15 protein-coding genes are annotated in these 17,306 nt (G+C 60.5%); 14 read left to right on the top strand and 1 reads right to left on the bottom strand.

Annotated features, from left to right (window positions below; translation table 11 throughout):
* Nucleotides 1-60: 60 nt before the first annotated feature.
* The 12 genes from priA (at nt 61) to serS (ending at nt 13,730) form a co-directional block, all read left to right on the top strand.
* The gene (gene priA / locus ISF27_RS03170) at nt 61-2,295 is read left to right on the top strand and encodes a replication restart helicase PriA (protein ID WP_328701486.1); all 2,235 of its coding nucleotides are present in this window, start codon (nt 61-63) and stop codon (nt 2,293-2,295) included.
* Nucleotides 2,296-2,317: 22 nt separating this feature from the next.
* On the top strand, nt 2,318-2,815 hold the full coding sequence (gene def, locus ISF27_RS03175) for a peptide deformylase (protein ID WP_194609022.1): 498 nt from the start codon (nt 2,318-2,320) through the stop codon (nt 2,813-2,815).
* Nucleotides 2,812-3,810, top strand: a complete 999-nt coding sequence (gene fmt, locus ISF27_RS03180; RefSeq protein ID WP_194609024.1) for a methionyl-tRNA formyltransferase — start codon at nt 2,812-2,814, stop codon at nt 3,808-3,810. Before def ends, fmt begins: the two co-directional genes overlap by 4 nt.
* A gap of 6 nt (nt 3,811-3,816) precedes the next feature.
* Complete coding sequence (locus ISF27_RS03185; RefSeq protein WP_194609026.1) at nt 3,817-4,527, top strand: zinc metallopeptidase; 711 nt, start codon at nt 3,817-3,819, stop codon at nt 4,525-4,527.
* A gap of 61 nt (nt 4,528-4,588) precedes the next feature.
* On the top strand, nt 4,589-5,917 hold the full coding sequence (rsmB, locus tag ISF27_RS03190) for a 16S rRNA (cytosine(967)-C(5))-methyltransferase RsmB (protein ID WP_194609028.1): 1,329 nt from the start codon (nt 4,589-4,591) through the stop codon (nt 5,915-5,917).
* Nucleotides 5,910-7,010 (top strand): 23S rRNA (adenine(2503)-C(2))-methyltransferase RlmN, encoded by a 1,101-nt coding sequence (gene rlmN, locus ISF27_RS03195; RefSeq protein WP_235985998.1) that lies wholly within the window; start codon nt 5,910-5,912, stop codon nt 7,008-7,010. The genes rsmB and rlmN overlap by 8 nt, the downstream gene beginning before the upstream one ends.
* The gene (locus tag ISF27_RS03200) at nt 7,007-7,759 is read left to right on the top strand and encodes a Stp1/IreP family PP2C-type Ser/Thr phosphatase (RefSeq protein WP_194609030.1); all 753 of its coding nucleotides are present in this window, start codon (nt 7,007-7,009) and stop codon (nt 7,757-7,759) included. Before rlmN ends, ISF27_RS03200 begins: the two co-directional genes overlap by 4 nt.
* Nucleotides 7,749-9,710 (top strand): protein kinase domain-containing protein, encoded by a 1,962-nt coding sequence (locus tag ISF27_RS03205; protein ID WP_194609032.1) that lies wholly within the window; start codon nt 7,749-7,751, stop codon nt 9,708-9,710. Before ISF27_RS03200 ends, ISF27_RS03205 begins: the two co-directional genes overlap by 11 nt.
* A gap of 19 nt (nt 9,711-9,729) precedes the next feature.
* Entirely contained in the window at nt 9,730-10,614 is an 885-nt protein-coding gene (gene rsgA / locus ISF27_RS03210; protein ID WP_194609034.1) for a ribosome small subunit-dependent GTPase A, read from the top strand.
* Nucleotides 10,615-10,694: 80 nt separating this feature from the next.
* Nucleotides 10,695-11,357 (top strand): ribulose-phosphate 3-epimerase, encoded by a 663-nt coding sequence (gene rpe / locus ISF27_RS03215; RefSeq protein WP_194609036.1) that lies wholly within the window; start codon nt 10,695-10,697, stop codon nt 11,355-11,357.
* The gene (locus ISF27_RS03220) at nt 11,357-12,004 is read left to right on the top strand and encodes a thiamine diphosphokinase (protein ID WP_235985999.1); all 648 of its coding nucleotides are present in this window, start codon (nt 11,357-11,359) and stop codon (nt 12,002-12,004) included. Before rpe ends, ISF27_RS03220 begins: the two co-directional genes overlap by 1 nt.
* Nucleotides 12,005-12,407: 403 nt before the next feature.
* On the top strand, nt 12,408-13,730 hold the full coding sequence (serS, locus tag ISF27_RS03225; protein ID WP_194609038.1) for a serine--tRNA ligase: 1,323 nt from the start codon (nt 12,408-12,410) through the stop codon (nt 13,728-13,730).
* Nucleotides 13,731-13,786: 56 nt separating this feature from the next.
* Here the strand turns inward: serS and ISF27_RS03230 are convergent, their stop codons facing one another.
* Nucleotides 13,787-15,532, bottom strand: a complete 1,746-nt coding sequence (locus tag ISF27_RS03230; RefSeq protein WP_194609041.1) for an Rqc2 family fibronectin-binding protein — start codon at nt 15,530-15,532, stop codon at nt 13,787-13,789.
* A gap of 224 nt (nt 15,533-15,756) precedes the next feature.
* On the opposite strand from ISF27_RS03230, the gene ISF27_RS03235 reads away from it, so the two are divergent.
* Together ISF27_RS03235 and gmk are read left to right on the top strand one after the other, a co-directional pair.
* A complete protein-coding gene (locus ISF27_RS03235) occupies nt 15,757-16,635 on the top strand; it encodes a YicC/YloC family endoribonuclease (RefSeq protein WP_194609043.1) in 879 nt (292 codons plus the stop codon).
* Nucleotides 16,636-16,655: 20 nt separating this feature from the next.
* Complete coding sequence (gene gmk / locus ISF27_RS03240) at nt 16,656-17,285, top strand: guanylate kinase (RefSeq protein ID WP_194609045.1); 630 nt, start codon at nt 16,656-16,658, stop codon at nt 17,283-17,285.
* Nucleotides 17,286-17,306 lie beyond the last annotated feature (21 nt).

Here is a 17,306-nt window from a genome sequence, read left to right on the forward strand (position 1 = left end):
TTGCAGGTATCTCCGGAATATGGTGTTCTGAACAGTTGTTTTTGCGGGAGGGCGAAGAGCGTGAAAACCGAAAAAACGTGGTACGCCGACGTGATCGTCGATATCTCCCAGGCGAGCGCAGACCGGCCGTTCCAGTACCGGGTTCCGCCGGAGATGGTTCCCGGCCTTCATGTGGGGAGCGCGGTCAGGGTGCCCTTCGGCAATGGAAAATCCCTGCGGAACGGCTTTGTTATCGGCTTCCGGGACACGCCGGAGATTGACCCCGCGCGGATCCGGGATATCGGGGAGATCGGCGATTCCCGGCTTGGCGTCCAGTCCCAGCTGATCGCGCTCGCCGCCTGGATGAAGGAGACCTGCGGGGCGACCATGAACCAGGCGCTCCGCACCGTGCTTCCGGTGAAACAGAGGATCCGGCCGAAGGAAAAGAAGGCTATCCGCCTCCTGGCTTCCCCGGAGGCACTGGCCCAGGCCTCCGCGCTCGCTGCCCGGCGCGGATACCGGGGGCGGATGAGGCTCCTGGCCGCTCTCCGGGAAACCCCCGAGATCCCGATGGAGATCGCGAGAAACCAGCTGCGGATCGCGGAGCCGCAGCTCCGGCCCCTGGAAGAACAGGGTATCATCGCCATCGAGACACAGCGGGTGCTCCGCACACCGCTCACCGGGGCGAAAGAAGCCGGAAAGACCGTTGAGCTTAACCCCGAGCAGCAGTCCGCGGTGGACAGCTTCATCGAGAACTATGACCGCGGCGACCGGAAGCCGATCCTTCTCTTCGGCATCACCGGGAGCGGCAAGACCGAAGTCTACATGGAGATGATGGCGCATGTCCTCCGGCAGGGGAAGGAGGTGATCCTCCTGATCCCGGAGATTTCCCTGACCTACCAGACGGTCTTCCGCTTCTACCGCCGGTTCGGCAGCCGGATCGCGATCCTCAACTCCCGCCTCTCCGCCGGCGAGCGCTATGACCAGTGGGAAATGGCCGAGCGTGGGGACGTCCAGATCATGATCGGCCCGAGATCTGCCCTGTTTGCCCCGTTCCGGAACCTCGGCCTTATCATCATCGACGAGGAGCATGAAACCTCCTATAAGAGCGAGCAGGCGCCGCGCTACCACGCGCGGGAGGCCGCCATGGAGAGGGCACGCCTTGCGGGCGCCGCCCTGGTGCTCGGCTCGGCGACCCCATCCCTCGAGTCTTACCGCCGGGCGCTCACCGGCGAATACCGGCTGCTCAGGCTGACGCGCCGGGCGGCCGCGGGGAGCGTCCTCCCGAAAGCCGGGATTGTGGACATGCGCCGGGAACTTGCCCTCGGCAACCGGACGATTTTCAGCGGGGTGCTCCGTGAGGCGGTGGAGGACCGGCTCCGGAGGGGAGAGCAGGTCATGCTTTTCATCAACCGGAGAGGATTTTCCAATTTTGTCTCCTGCAGGTCCTGCGGGAAACCCATCCGCTGCCCACACTGCGACGTCTCCCTGACCCTCCATGGGAGAAACCGGCTGGTATGCCATTACTGCGGCTACGAGATGCGCCTGCCGGACCGCTGCCCCGCTTGCGGTTCCCCGTATCTTGCCGGCTTCGGCACCGGGACACAGAAACTTGAGGAGATGACGAGAACGGCATTTCCCAGGGCAAGGGTTCTCCGGATGGACGCCGATACCGCGAAGGGGAAAGAGGGCGGACAGAAGATTCTCGAGGCCTTCGGCGCCGGCGAAGCGGATATCCTGGTCGGCACCCAGATGATCGTCAAAGGGCATGACTTCGGCAATGTCACACTGGTCGGCATCATGGCCGCGGATCTTTCACTGAACACCCCGGATTTCCGCGCGGCGGAGCGGACATTCCAGCTGATTACCCAGGCGGCGGGGCGGGCAGGCCGGGGCAGCAGGCCCGGCCAGGTCCTCATCCAGACCTACGAGCCTGGCCATTACGCGGTGCGGGCGGCCGCCGCCCAGGACTACGAGGGCTTCTACCGCCAGGAGATGGCTTACCGTGAGGCTGCGGGCTATCCTCCGGCGGGGGCGATGCTGTCCGTATTTTTTTCCGCCGGCCGGGAGAAGGATGTGATTGCCTGTGCGGACGCCTGCGCGGATGCTGTGCGTGCTGTCCATCCGGAAAATTATGGCGCCCGGGCCGTCGGGCCGGCGGACGCCCCGGTGTACCGGGTGAAGGATGCCTTCCGGAAAATTTTCTACGTAAAGGCGGGAGATTGTGCTATACTCATAAAAATAAGGAAAATTATCGCAAAGACCGCGGCGGATCCGGCATTTTCCCGGGTACTGCTGCTCTATGACCTGCAGTAACGGCAGAAAGGATGAGCAAGAAATGGCAATCAGAGAGATAAGGACCGAGGGGGATGAGGTGCTCCGCAAGGTGTGCAAGCCAGTGGAGAAGATGACCCCGTCGCTCAAGGAACTGATCGGAGATATGTATGATACCCTGTATGACGCGGACGGCGTCGGCCTCGCCGCGCCGCAGGTGGGCATCCGCAAGAGAATCGTCGTCATCGATGTCGGGGACGGCCACCAGTACACGCTGATCAACCCGGTCATTGTGAGCCAGGAGGGCTCCCAGACCGGCGAGGAGGGCTGCCTCTCCGTGCCGAATAAGGCTGGCGTGGTGACCCGCCCGCAGAAGGTGACGGTGCGCGCGCTGGACGCGGACATGAAGGAATTCACCCTGACCGGCGAGGATCTCCTCGCACGGGCGATCTGCCATGAGACAGACCACCTGGACGGCATCCTCTATGTAGATAAGGTCGAGGGAAAACTGATCGACCTTGAGCAGCCTGAGGATGAGGAAGACGGGGAAGGGAAAGAATGAAAATTGTTTTTATGGGAACGCCGGACTTTGCAGTCTCCATCCTGGATGCGGTGGCAGGTGCCGGCCATGACATCGCGGCGGTTGTCACCCAGCCGGACCGTCCGAAGGGGCGCGGCCACATGGTCGCCATGTCGGCGGTGAAAACCCGCGCGCTTGAGCTCGGCCTTCCGGTCCTCCAGCCCGCGCGGGTGAGGAAGGATCCGGGATTTCTCGGCACGCTCCGAGACATCGCCCCGGATGCTGTCGTCGTCGCGGCATTCGGCCAGATCCTCCCGCAGGAAGTTCTGGACATCCCGCGCCTCGGCTGCATCAATGTCCATGCCTCGCTGCTCCCGAAATACCGCGGCGCGGCGCCGATCCAGTGGGCGGTCATCAACGGCGACCGGGAGACCGGGGTGACGACGATGCTGATGGATGCCGGCATGGATACCGGCGATATCCTCGAGCAGAAGAAAGTCCTTCTGGATCCGAAGGAAACCGGCGGGAGCCTGTTTGACCGCCTGGCGGGAGCGGGCGCAGAGCTGATCGTGTCCACCCTGGACAAGCGGGAGAAGGGGCTGATTACGCCCGTTCCCCAGGAGGAGAGCCTGGCCACGCATGTCGGCTTGCTGAAAAAGGAACTGGGGGACATTGACTGGACAGCGGATGCGCGCCGGATCGAGTGCCTTATCCGGGGTCTCAATCCCTGGCCGACGGCATTCAGCTCCCTGGATGGCAAGACGGTCAAGATCTGGGATGCCGACGTGATTCCCTCCGGGAGCAGCCCGGACAGTGCCTCAGGGGAAAAAACAGACAGCGCCGGGAGGGATATTCCGGACGCTGCCCCCGGGGAAATCCTCCGGGCAGGCAGGGAGGGCATCCTCGTCCGCACCGGGAAGGATGACCTCCTGATCCGCGAGCTCCAGCCGGTGGGAAAGCGCCGGATGACGGCGGATGAATTTCTGCGCGGGCACAAGATCCGCGAGGGGGAGAAGTTTACCAGAGTGAAAGGATGATTCTCTATGTACGGATACGGATATTACGGGCTTTTCTGGGATCCCACCTACGTTTTTGTCCTGATCGGCGTCGTGATCTGCCTCGCCGCCCAGGCAAAACTCCGGTCGACCTACGCGAAATATGAGCGCATCGGCAGCCTCTCCGGCATGACCGGCGCGGAAGCCGCGCAGACGATCCTCCGGAGCCAGGGGATCTACGATGTGCAGGTGGTCCCGGTCAGCGGGGAGCTGACGGATCACTATGACCCTCGGGACAAGACGGTCCACCTGTCGCAGTCGATCTACGGGAGAACCTCCCTGGCGGCGGTCGCGGTGGCTGCCCATGAGTGCGGCCACGCGGTGCAGGACGCCAACGGCTATGTGCCGCTCCGCCTCCGCGGGGCGATGGTCCCGGTCGTGAATTTCGGCGCCCAGATTTCCTGGCCCCTCATCCTCATCGGCATCCTGCTCCGGGGGCAGACCCTGGTCTCCCTGGGCATTCTGCTGTTCTCGCTGTCTGTCATTTTCCAGCTGGTGACCCTTCCGGTAGAGTTCAACGCCTCCCGCCGCGCACTGGCTCTCCTGGAGAATAACGGCATCCTGCAGCGGGACGAGATCTCCGGCGCGAGATCCATGCTCGGCGCGGCTGCCATGACCTATGTGGCGGCTGCCGCAGGCTCGCTCCTGCAGCTTCTGAGACTGCTTATCCTTTTCGGCGGGAACAGGAGAGACAACTGAGGACGGCGCCACAGGGGCGCCGGACAGACGAATGATACCATAACCGGAGGGAAATACTGCTGTGGCTTCGATTACGCCGAGAGATATCGCGTTTGACGCGCTCATAGAGATCCTCGAGAAGGGGAAGATGAGCCATCTGGTGCTCGCCGCCGTTCTTCGGAAGTACGCCTACCTGCCGAAACAGGACCGGGCATTTCTCAGCCGGCTGGTCCTGGGGACGGTGGAGTATGTCATCCGCGAGGACGCGGTTCTGGACCGCTTCTCCAAGATCAGGTGCGCAAAGATGAAACCGCCCGTGCGGACGATCCTCCGCATGGGGGTCTACCAGATTCTCCAGCTGGACAGGGTGCCCGATTCCGCCGCCTGCAATGAGGCTGTTCGGATGGCGAAGGCGAGGGGGCTTTCCGGCCTCTCCGGCTTCGTGAACGGCGTCCTCAGGAACATTTCCCGGAACAAGGACGCCCTGGTTTTTGAGGGTCCGGAAAAATACTGCCTCCCGCCCTGGATGATCGGCCTCTTTTCCCGCGAACTGGGAAATGACCGCGCCAGCCGCATGATGGAGGCTTTTTTCCGTCCCGAACCTATGACCGTACGGGTGAATCTCGACCGGGCCTTACCCGATGAGGTCAGGGACTCCCTCCTTGCGCAGGGGATCCGGGCAGTCCCGATCTATGGGGACGGGCAGGTTCTCGCGCTCTGCGGGGTGGATTCCCCGGACCGGATCGATGTCCTCCGGGATGGCCGGGCTTCCGTGCAGGACCTGAGTTCCTCCCTCGCCGGGGACGCCGCCGGCATCCGGCCGGGAGATACGGTCGTTGATGTCTGCGGCGCTCCGGGCGGAAAGGCGATCCACGCGGCGGATATTCTCCGGGGTACCGGCCAGGTTATTGTCCGGGATATCAGCGGGCAGAAGGTTGAGCTTATCCGGGAGAACATCGCGGCGTCCGGATTTTCCAATATCCGGGCCGAGGTTTGGGATGCCGCAGCCTTCGACCCCTCGCTCGAGGAAAAGGCGGATGTCGTCATTGCCGACCTTCCCTGCTCTGGACTCGGCGTGATCGGACGGAAGCCGGATATCCGCATCCGCTCGACCCCGGAAAAAATCCGCGACCTTTCCGCCCTCCAGAGGGAGATTCTCGGCACCGTCTGGCGCTATGTGAAGCCCGGCGGCACGCTGGTCTACAGCACCTGTACGCTGACGGGCGCGGAGAATGAGGACAATGTCAGGGCATTTCTCGCTGCCTGCCCTTTCAGCCCGGTGGACATCCGCGGACGGCTGGGCACGGAGTTTCAGGAGCCTTCCATGGCAGAAGGCATGCTGAAGCTCCTTCCCGGCGAGCACCCCTGTGACGGCTTTTTTATCTGTGTAATGAGAAGAAACGATGAGTGAGCAAATGAACGAACTTCAGACAACTGTTCCTGACGGGAAGCCGGACATCCGCTCGATGACGCTCGCGGAGCTCAGGGATTTCCTGTCCGGCCTCGGCGAAAAACCGTTCAGGGCTGCCCAGCTCTACCGCTGGATGCATGTCCAGATGGCGGACTCGCTGGAGGAGATGACCAACCTCTCCCGTGACCTCCGCGCGAAGCTCGCGGCGGAAGCGGAGCTTGTCACGGTCAAAAAGCTGGATGTTCTGGTCTCGGGCATCGACGGCACGAGAAAATACCTTTTTGAGCTGCCGGACGGCAATGTGATCGAGAGCGTATTCATGCGCTACCAGCACGGTAATTCCGTCTGCGTCTCCTCCCAGGCCGGCTGCCGGATGGGCTGCCGCTTCTGTGCGTCCACCCTGAACGGCCTTGCCCGGAATCTCCGGGCTTCGGAGATCCTGGAGCAGGTGTACCAGATCCGCCGGGATACCGGGGAGCGGGTCTCCAATGTCGTGATCATGGGATCCGGTGAACCCCTCGACAATTATGACGCGGTTGTCCGGTTCATCCGCCTTCTTACCGGGGAGGACGGGCAGAACATCAGCCAGCGCAATGTGACGCTCTCGACCTGCGGCCTTGTGCCGGGGATCCGGAGGCTGGCCGGGGAAGGCCTCTCCATCACCCTCGCGCTGTCCCTCCACGCGCCTAACGATGAGATCCGGAAATCCCTGATGCCCATCGCGGGCACTTACCCGATGGAGGAGGTGCTTGATGCCTGCGCGGACTACTTCGCCCGGACAGGTCGGCGGGTGACCTTCGAGTATTCCCTGGCCGGAGGCGTCAACGACAGCCCGGAGAATGCGGAGGAGCTGGCACGCCGGATCGGAAAACTTCACGGGCACGTGAATCTCATCCCGGTGAACCCGATCCGTGAGCGGAGCTTTGTGCAGTCCGCGCGCCCGGAGATCAACCGTTTCCGGGAGATTCTGGAAAAACACGGCATCACAGCCACCGTCCGGCGGGAAATGGGAAGGGACATCAACGGCGCCTGCGGACAGCTTCGAAAGAGCTACATTGACACCCACGCGGCGGGGGGAGGAGGACAGCGATGATTGCATACGGATGCACAGATATCGGCAGGGTCAGGCCGATCAACCAGGACACGTTCTTCGTGTCCGAGAAACCGATCGGCGGGCTCTCCAACCTGTTTCTCGTCGCGGACGGCATGGGCGGCCACAAGGCCGGAGATTATGCCTCCCGGTATCTCAAAGAACATTTTGTCGAGAAGATCAGCGCGAGCTCTGATACCCGGCCGATCGCGGTCTTAAGCCGGGCGATCCGCGAGTGCAACCGCGAGCTGTTCATGCTTTCCCAGAATGAGGAGAACCTGCAGGGGATGGGAACCACCCTGGTGGCGGCAACCGTCGTCAATTCGACGCTCTGCGCGGCCAATGTGGGGGACAGCCGTCTTTACCTGATCGACCGCAGGGGCATTTCCCAGATCACAAAGGATCACTCCTATGTCGAGGCGCTCGTGGACCGAGGGCAGATGACGAGGGGGAGCGCCGAGTATGAGCGGCGGAAAAATATCATCACCCGGGCGGTCGGTGTGGACAGGAATGTCGCCGCCGACTTTTTCGAGGTTCCGCTCGGCAGCGGGGACTATTTCCTTCTCTGCTCCGACGGCCTGAGCAATATGATCAGCAACCGCGACATGCTCCGGATCATCCGCGTAGGCGGGACGGTCCGGAGCATGGTGGAACAGATGATTTCCCTCGCCAACAGCCGCGGCGGCAGGGACAATATCTCCGCGGTTCTCGTGCGGAATACGGCAAGCGAGGTGAAAGGCGATGAGGCTTAAACCCGGCGATTACCTCCAGAACCGCTATGAAATCCTGTCCCTCATCGGTACCGGGGGCATGTCGGAGGTGTACAAGGCCAGATGCCACGTGCTGAACCGGTTTGTCGCGATCAAGGTCCTCAAAGAGGAGTACAGCGAGGACGAGGACTTCGTCAAAAGGTTCAAGCAGGAGGCGAGGACGGCATCCGCCCTGTCCTACCATCCGAATATTGTCAGCATTTTCGATGTCATCGACGAGAATCATCTCCACTATATCGTCATGGAGCTCGTGGACGGCGTTACACTGAAAAATTATATCAAAAATAAGGGCCGGCTCGGTGTCAAGGAAGCGATCGGCATCGCGATCCAGGCCGCCCAGGGCATCGCCGCCGCCCATGACCAGCACATCGTGCACCGGGACATCAAGCCGCAGAACATCATGATCTCCCGGGACGGCAAGGTGAAGGTCGCCGATTTCGGCATCGCCAGGGAGGTCACGAGCCAGACGACAGGGACAAATGCCGTCGGCTCTGTCCACTACATTTCCCCGGAGCAGGCGAGGGGGCAGCTCGCGGACGCGAGGAGCGACATCTATTCTCTGGGGATCACGATGTACGAGATGGTAACCGGCCAGACGCCGTTCAACGCGGACACGCCGGTCGCGGTCGCCCTCGCGCACCTGGAAAAGCCGGTCACGCCGCCGCGCAGGATCAATCCTGAGGTAACACCGAGCCTGGACCGGATTATCATGAAATGTACCGAAAAGAAGCCGGAGGACCGCTACCAGGACGCCAATGCGCTGATCGCCGACCTCCGCTATGCGCTGGTTGACCCCGAGGACAGCCATCTGCACGCGGATGCCGCGGATTGGGAAACGAAACCGAAAAAAACGCCGCGTGCCGGACAGCTGAAAAACGCGGTCGAGGAGGAGAGGGCGAAGGTACGGCGGAAGAAGCAGGAGGAAATCTCCCGGCTTCGGGATTCCCGGCACGGGAAGCCGAAGGATTCCGATGCCGCCTTCGACCATATCCTGACCGGGGTCGGCATCTTCGCTGCGGTTTTGATCGTCATTGTGATCGTTGTGATCGGCTTCCGCCTGACCGGCATTTTCGGCGGTTTCTCCGGCGGACAGGGAAGCGGCGTTACAGCAGGCGTTTCTGCCGCATCGGACGGTGCCGGCGGAGATTCCGCGGCTTTCACGGTGTCGATCTCCGACTCGTCCGATGAATCCTCTGACGCGGACGAATCCTCCGAGAGCGGGACCGGTGCGCTCACCGATCTTTCCGGCCTTGGCCTTGCCGGCATGGACACCGATGCGGCGAAGAAGCTGCTGACGGACAAGGGGTTCACGGTTACCGTCGAGGAGGAGAACAGCGACACCGTTCCCCAGGGAAAGGTGATCCGCTATTCTCCCGCGCAGGCAGAGGAGGGCGGCAGTGTGACGCTGACCTCGAGCCTCGGTCCCGCCGTAGCCAAGGTCACCGTGCCCAGCATCACCGGCATGAGCCCGGATGAGGCTAAGCAGGTTCTCGAATCTGTCGGGCTCACCCTCGGGGAGGGGACGAAGCAGAGCAGCCGGGATGTCGCTGAGGGGCTGATCATCACCCAGTCTGTCCCGTCCGGAACCGAGGCCGACAAGGGGAGCAGCGTGAACTATGTGGTCAGCACGGGAAAGAACACGCACTACGTGGCCGCGGTGGACGACACGATCTCCCTGCAGGCCTATCTCGGCCCGAGCGCCGGGAATACCTCCCTCACCATCTCCGTGGTCATGAAGCAGGTAGTCAACGGGGAAAATGTCACCCGCGTCATCATGGAGCCGACAGATATGACCGGCAACACCTCCCTTCCGGTGCACTACAGCATCGAGGGGGCGGACGGGGTGTCCAGCGGCGAGCTTGATGTGCTGGATCTGACCAATGACAAGGTGTTAAAGAGCTATACCCTGCGGTTTATCGAAGTAGACAGGTAAGCAGGCAAAACGGAGACGAATGAAGGGAAAAATTATCAAGGGCATCGCCGGCTTCTATTATGTGCACGACGGTGTCGGAAGCATTTACCAGTGCCGCGCCAGGGGGCTTTTCCGGAAGAACAGCGTAAAGCCGCTTGTCGGCGATGATGTGGAATTCACCGAGGTGACGGACACGGATGTGGAGAAGGCGGGGAATATCGACCGGATTCTTCCGCGGAAGAGCCGCCTCCTCAGGCCGGCGGCAGCCAATATCGACCAGGCGCTCGTCATCTTCGCCGCGAAAAATCCGGAGCCCAACCTGAACCTCCTTGACCGTTTTCTGGTCATGATGGCGATCCAGGATGTCCCGGTGGTTATCGGCATCAGCAAGGCGGATCTCATCGGCCCGGAGGAGCGGGAGAGGATCGCCGCCATTTACCGGTCATCCGGCTGCCCGGTGCATTTCCTCAGCCGGGTGCGGGAGGAAGGACTCCCCGAGCTGATGACGGTTCTCCGGGGGAAAACCACGGTTCTCGCCGGGCCGTCCGGTGTCGGCAAATCCACGCTGACCAACTGGCTGCAGCCGGATGCCGGTATGGAGGTCGGGGAGATCAGCCGCAAGCTCGGGCGGGGAAAGAATACCACCCGCCATTCGGAGATCTTCTTCGTCTGCGCGGATACCTTTATCTGCGACACGCCGGGGTTCAGCTCCATCGAGATCACCGGGACAGATGAGCGGGAACTCAAAGCGTATTTTCCGGAATTCGCCCCGTATGCGCCGTCCTGCCGTTTCCGCGAGTGCGTCCATATCGGCGAGCGGGACTGCGCGGTTCAAAACGCGGTATCGCAGGGGATAATCCCGGTGAGCCGATACGAGAACTACCGCCAGATCTACCAGGAGCTGAAAGAACGGCGGAAGTACTGAGGAGGATTTCCAGGGAACCGCGCAGGACAGACGCGCATAAGACAGATTGACAGGATCAACGATGATCAGGAGGCTAACCAATGACGATTCTCGCACCCTCCGTCCTGGGGGCGGATTTCACGAAACTCGGGGAACAGGTTGAGGCGATTGACCGGGCAGGTGCCCAGTACATCCACCTGGATGTGATGGACGGGGAATTTGTCCCCAGCATCTCGTTCGGCATGCCGGTGATCAAGGCACTGCGGACGCTGACGAACCGGGTTTTTGACGTGCACATGATGGTGATGAACCCGGACCGCTATATCGACGCCATGAAGGACGCGGGAGCGGATATCCTCTGCGTCCATCAGGAGGCCTGCCTTCATCTTGACCGCACGCTGCATCGGATCCACGAGGCGGGCATGCAGGCGGCGGTTGCCCTGAATCCGGCGACACCGGTGGAGGCGCTGTCCTGCATCCTCCAGGAAGCGGACATGGTGCTCATCATGTCCGTGAACCCGGGCTTCGGCGGCCAGAAGTTCATCCCCTACGCGCTGGATAAAATCCGCGCCGTCCGGAAGATGATTGCGGACCGCGGGCTCAGCACCCGCGTCGAGGTGGACGGCGGCGTCAATCTCGGCAATGTCGGGGATGTCATCCGCGCCGGGGCGGACACGATTGTCGCCGGTTCCGCCGTCTTCCGCGGGGATCCCGCGGACAACGTCACCGCGTTTCTCGAGAAATTCCGGGAGGCGCAGGGCTGATGCGCTGCCTGATCATCACCGGGGGAAGGATTGACATCGATTTTACCGCAGAATTCCTGAAAAACCGGACTTACGATTTTGTCATCGGCGCCGACGCCGGATTACAGGCGATGCGGGCGCTTGGCCTCCGCCCGGATGAGCTCGTCGGGGATTTCGACACGGTGGATCCGTCTCATGTTGAGTATTTCCGGAAAGACAGGGGGATCGCCTTCGATATTCACCGGCCGGAGAAGGACGAGACAGATACCGAGCTTGCCCTCCGGGACGCGGAGCGGGCCGGCTGCACGGAAGCCGATATCCTCGGGGCGCTGGGCGGCCGGATTGACCACGAGCTGGCGAATATCCAGCTGCTCCTTCTCTACCGGAACCGGGGGATGCGCGTCTTTCTCTATGACCGGCAGAACCGCATCCATATTGCGGAGAGCGGGGAGACCTTTTCCCGGGAAAATGCCTGGGGAAAGTATATTTCTTTCATCCCCCTCTCCCCGGAAGTCCGCGATGTCACCCTGTCGGGCTTTAAGTATCCGCTGGATAAGCGCCTGGTAACGATGGGGAGTTCCCTTTGTGTCAGCAATGAGATTTCCGCGGAGAGGGCGGAGGTGACATTTTCCGGGGGAGACCTCCTCTGCGTGGAGGCACACGACTAGAGCCGCGCGGAGGTGCTCCGCAGAGACGTTCCCGTTCAGCCCCCCGCATCTCGCGAAGCTTCGCTTCGCTTGATGTGGGGTGGCCGAGTGCCTTCGGCACTTGGCCACCTGCGTGGCAAAAAAGCTGCAGAGACGTTCCCGTTCAGCCCCCGAATCTCGCGAAGCTTCGCTTCGCTCGATGTGGGGTGGCCGAGTGCCTTCGGCACTTGGCCACCAGTGTGGGGAAAAGGCCCGCAAAGCCGTCCGCAAGCGGCCGTTTTGCGGGCCTTTTCCCCACACTGGTGCTGAACGGGAATAAAATTCCACCTGTCCGCCTTTTCGGAAGTCCCGGAATGTTGTATAATGAAATACCGTAAACGCGGAGAACGGCACACCCGTTCTCTCCTATGGGAGGAAAGAACCAATGTTGGATCTTAAGTTTGTCAGAGAAAATCCGGAGATCGTCAAGCAGAACATCCGGAATAAGTTTCAGGACCGCAAGCTCCCGCTCGTGGACGAAGTGATCGGGCTGGACAAAAAGAACCGTGAGGTCATGAAGGAGGCGGAGGAGCTCCGCGCGAACCGGAACAAGACCGCGAAGCAGATCGGCGCCTTGATGAAGGCCGGAAAGAAGGAGGAGGCCGAGGAGGTCAAAAAGCAGGTGACCGCCAACGCGGCGCGCCTTGCTGAGCTGGAGGAGCAGGAGAAGGAGCTCGGAGAGAAGATCAATAAGATCATGATGGTCATCCCGAACATCATCGATCCCAGCGTGCCGATCGGCCCGGATGATACGCACAATGTCGAGATTGAGAAGTTCGGCGAGCCGGCGGTTCCTGACTTTGAGGTTCCCTACCACACCGACATTATGGAGAGCTTCGGCGGTATCGACCTGGACGCGGCGAGACGGGTAGCCGGAAACGGCTTCTATTACCTGATCGGCGACATCGCGAGACTGCACTCCGCGGTTCTCGCCTATGCCCGGGATTTCATGATCGGGCGCGGTTTCACCTATGTCATCCCGCCGTTCATGATTCATGGCAATGTGGTCAACGGCGTCATGAGCTTTGACGAGATGGATGCCATGATGTACAAGATCGAGGGGGAGGATCTCTACCTGATCGGTACGAGCGAGCACTCCATGATCGGCCGATTCATTGACGAGATTATCCCTGAGGAACAGCTGCCGCTGACGCTGACTTCCTATTCCCCGTGCTTCCGCAAGGAGAAGGGTGCGCATGGCATTGAGGAGAGAGGTGTCTACCGCATCCATCAGTTCGAGAAGCAGGAGATGATCGTGGTCTGCAAGCCGGAGGAATCCAATCTCTGGTACGACAAGCTCTGGCAGAATACGGTAGACCTGTTCCGCTCCATGGATATTCCGGTACGGACGCTGAACTGCTGCTCCGGCGACCTGGCTGACCTCAAGGTAAAATCCCTGGATGTGGAAGCCTGGTCCCCGAGACAGAAGAAATATTTTGAGGTGGGAAGCTGCTCGAACCTGGGCGATGCGCAGGCGAGAAGGCTGAAGATCCGCATCAACGGGGAAAACGGTAAATATCTGCCGCACACGCTCAACAACACGGTTGTTGCCCCGCCGAGAATGCTGATCGCCTTCCTGGAAAATAACCTCCAGGCGGACGGCTCCGTGAAGATTCCCGAGGTACTCTGGCCGTACATGGGCGGCACGAAAGTGCTGGTTCCGAAGTACAACAGCATTGAGAAGGCTGCGGCAAAGAAGAAATCCTAATAGAAAATGCGGAAAGCTGCCAGGAGGGGGAACCTTCCTGGCAGCTTTCCGGTTTCTCAGCGGTCCTTCACTTCCTCGAGCGTAAGTTCGGGCTTCGCCATGAGGGAGTAATTCGTATGATAAATGACAAATCCGGGCGCCCCGCCGTTGACCTTCCGGAGCTGCTTCCTCTGGATATAATCAATCTCCACCTTGTCCGCATTTCTCCCTTTCGAGTAATAGGCGGCGAGTGCGCCGGCCTCCTCGAAAGCCCGGTCGGGGATCGGCCTGCCGTCATTTTTCAGGATCACATGGGAGCCGGGCATCTTCTTTGCGTGAAACCACCAGTCATTGCCGGAGGCAAAACGGAAGGTGAGCTCTTCATTCTGATAATTGTTTTTGCCCACATAGAGGTCAAATCCGTCGGTTGAGCGATAGTGGAAGGGCCGGCTCGTGATCTTTGCCTTCCTGGCCTGGGGACCCTTCCTGTGAAGGAACCCGTACTCGATCATCTCCTGGCGGATCTCCGCGAGATCCTCCTCGCGAAGGGCGATATCGAGGGAGGCGGAGATGGACTCCAGATGATCGATCTCTGCGCGGGTCTCCTTGAGCAGATGGCTGGTGGCCTCCTCGGTGCGCTTGAGCTTGTCATACCGCGCAAAGAATTTCTGCGCGTTCTCCCTGGCGGTCAGGGTAGGATCGAGGGGGATCGTGACCTCCTGGTTTGTGTAATAATTTTCGCAGACGAGCTGCTTCTCGCCGCCCTTCAATTCGTAGCCGTAGGTGTTGAGGAGTTCGCCGTAGAGCCGGTATCTGTCTTTTTTCTCAGTGTCCCGGAGCTGCTTTTCCTGGATGTCGAGCTTTTTATAATCGCGTTCAAGGATGGTGGAGACCACATGGCGAAGATCCTGGGATTTCTGGCGGATGCGGGAGATCAGGTCCCGCGCGCCGTAGTAGCTTTCGACAACCTGGCTCATGGAAGCAAAATGCCGGACCGTCTCATCGGCGGGAAGGCTTACGGGCATGAGGGCGGAGAATTCCACCGGATCGCCGCCGCGGTACAGGATCACCGGCGTGAAGCGCCCCTCGCGGACATCCTCCATCGCGAGGCTGACCGTGCCGGCAAGGTGCAGGCGCTCGGCATCGGTGAGCGCCGAAGCCGGTGTGTCGGCATCGATCCCCGCGGCCGCGCAGAAATTCTGGGCGGCCGCATTGCTGATGCCGGTAAAGACCGCCGCGCAGACCTTCCCCGCAGGAACCTGGGAAGTCATGAGCAGGGCGGCGATCTCCTCCGTGGAGGCGTTCAGGATATCGGTCTTTTTCACGGTCTGCGGAAGAAAATATTTCCGCCCCGGAAGGACCTCCCGGACGGAGCTCACCTGGGCGGAGATCCGCTTGATGCTGTCGATGATGACGCCGTCCGCGCCGGTGAAAATAATATTGCTGTATTTGCCCATCAGCTCGCAGATCAGCTCCGCCTCGCCGAGGTCGCCCATCTCGTTCCGATGTTCAACCCGGACGTGGATCGCCCGTTCAAGGCCGGGCTGGGTGACGGAAAGGATTTTTCCGCCATTCATGTGCTTCCGGAGAAGCATACAGAAGCTCGGCGCGCTGATCGGCGCTGCCTTGCTGTCATCGCTCAGATATGCGAGCGGGAGGGAAGCGTTCACGGAGAGGACGAGGCGGAGATTTTTCCGGTTGTTCTTCACGGTAATGTAGAGCTCGTCCTTCTCAGTCTGGGAAATTCGGGAAATATGCCCGCCGCGGAGCGCGCTGTCGAACTCGCGCACCAGGGCAGCTGTCGTAATGCCGTCAAAGGCCATAGAGATCACCTCAAATACAATGTTTATTACGATTGGAACCCCGCGTTCCGGGGTGAACCCGCAAAACCGCCTGCCGGCAGCCGTTTCGCGGATCCTTCCGGTGTATGCAGAATAGAACCATTGTAACATACCGGCAAATCTGCCGCAAGTTTTCAGAGTTGACGCGAAAATTGATTTGCTCTATAATCTTAATAACTATGGAATGACAGATATGAGGTGCAAACATGGTCAGAAGTATGACCGGTTTCGGCCGCGCGGAAATGATCACGGGCGAATACCGTATCGCCGTCGAGATCAAGGCGGTGAACCACCGGTACCTGGATCTCTCGGTCAAGGTGCCCAGAAAACTGAATTTTATGGAAGCCTCCGTTCGGAGCCTTCTCAAGGAATACATCCAGCGGGGCAAGGTCGATGTTTTCATCACCTGCGAACCGTCGGCGGATGCCCCGGTCAACCTCCGGTTTAACGAGAGCCTGGCAAAGGCCTACATCGGGTATTTTGACCGGATGAGCCGGGAGTTCGGCATCAAGAACGACATTACCGTATCGAAACTCTCTGCCCTTCCGGAGATCTTCACGATGGAGGAGGAGAGCGGGGATGAGGACCGCCTGTTCGACCTGATCGCCCCGGTCGTCCGGGAGGCGGCAGGAAAGCTGGTCGACGCCAGAACCCGCGAGGGGGAGAATCTGCGGAAAGACCTTCTCGACAAGCTTGACGGGATGGAGAAGGAAGTGGGGCTGATCATCGAGCGCTCCCCGAAGATCGTCGAGGAATACCGGACCCGTCTTCTCGACAAGGTTCACGAGCTTCTCGGAAGCACGCAGGTCGATGAGAGCCTGATCGCCACAGAGGTGACCGCATACTCCGACCGCATCTGCACGGACGAGGAGGTTGTCCGCCTGAAAAGCCACATCGATGCCACCCGCGGCGAGCTCACGAAGGGCGGAAGCGTTGGCCGGAAACTGGATTTCATTGCCCAGGAGATGAACCGGGAGGCCAATACCATCCTGTCCAAGGCCAATGACAAGGAAGTCAGCGACGCGGCCATCACCCTGAAGACGGAGATTGAAAAGGTCCGCGAACAGATACAGAATCTGGAATAACGGAAAGGGAGGAAGATCCGATGGATAACCGTGGTGTTCTCTGCGTCGTCAGCGGCTTTTCCGGCGCCGGAAAAGGAACGCTCATGCGCAGGCTTCTCTCCGAATATGACAGCTATGCCCTCTCGGTGTCGGCGACGACAAGGCAGCCGAGGGAGGGCGAGGCCGACGGACGGGAATATTTTTTCAAGACGAATGAAGAATTCGAGCAGATGATCCGGGACGGCGAGCTCCTGGAATATGCGAAATATGTGGACCACTATTACGGGACGCCGAGATCCTATGTGATGAAGAACCTCGAGGCCGGGAAGGACGTCCTTCTCGAGATCGAGATCCAGGGCGCCATGAACATCCGGAAGGCATTTCCCGAGGCCTTGCTGATCTTTGTCACGCCGCCGAGCGCTGAGGAGCTCAGAAACCGGCTCATCGGGCGGGGAACGGAGGATATCGGGACCATCGAGGCACGGCTTTCGCGGGCATCCGAGGAGGCCGCCGGCATGGACCAGTATGATTATCTGGTCGTGAATGACCAGGTGGAGCGCTGTGCGGAGGAAATGCACGGCATTATCCAGGCAGCACACGCGAGAATGAACAATCACCTCGCGTTTGTCAAGAATATACAGGAACAGATGATGCAGTACAAAAAGGCATGACGTGCTGCGCAAGGTTTGAAG

Source organism: Clostridium vitabionis (assembly GCF_015351765.1).
Lineage (GTDB): Bacteria > Bacillota > Clostridia > Lachnospirales > Lachnospiraceae > Clostridium_R > Clostridium_R vitabionis.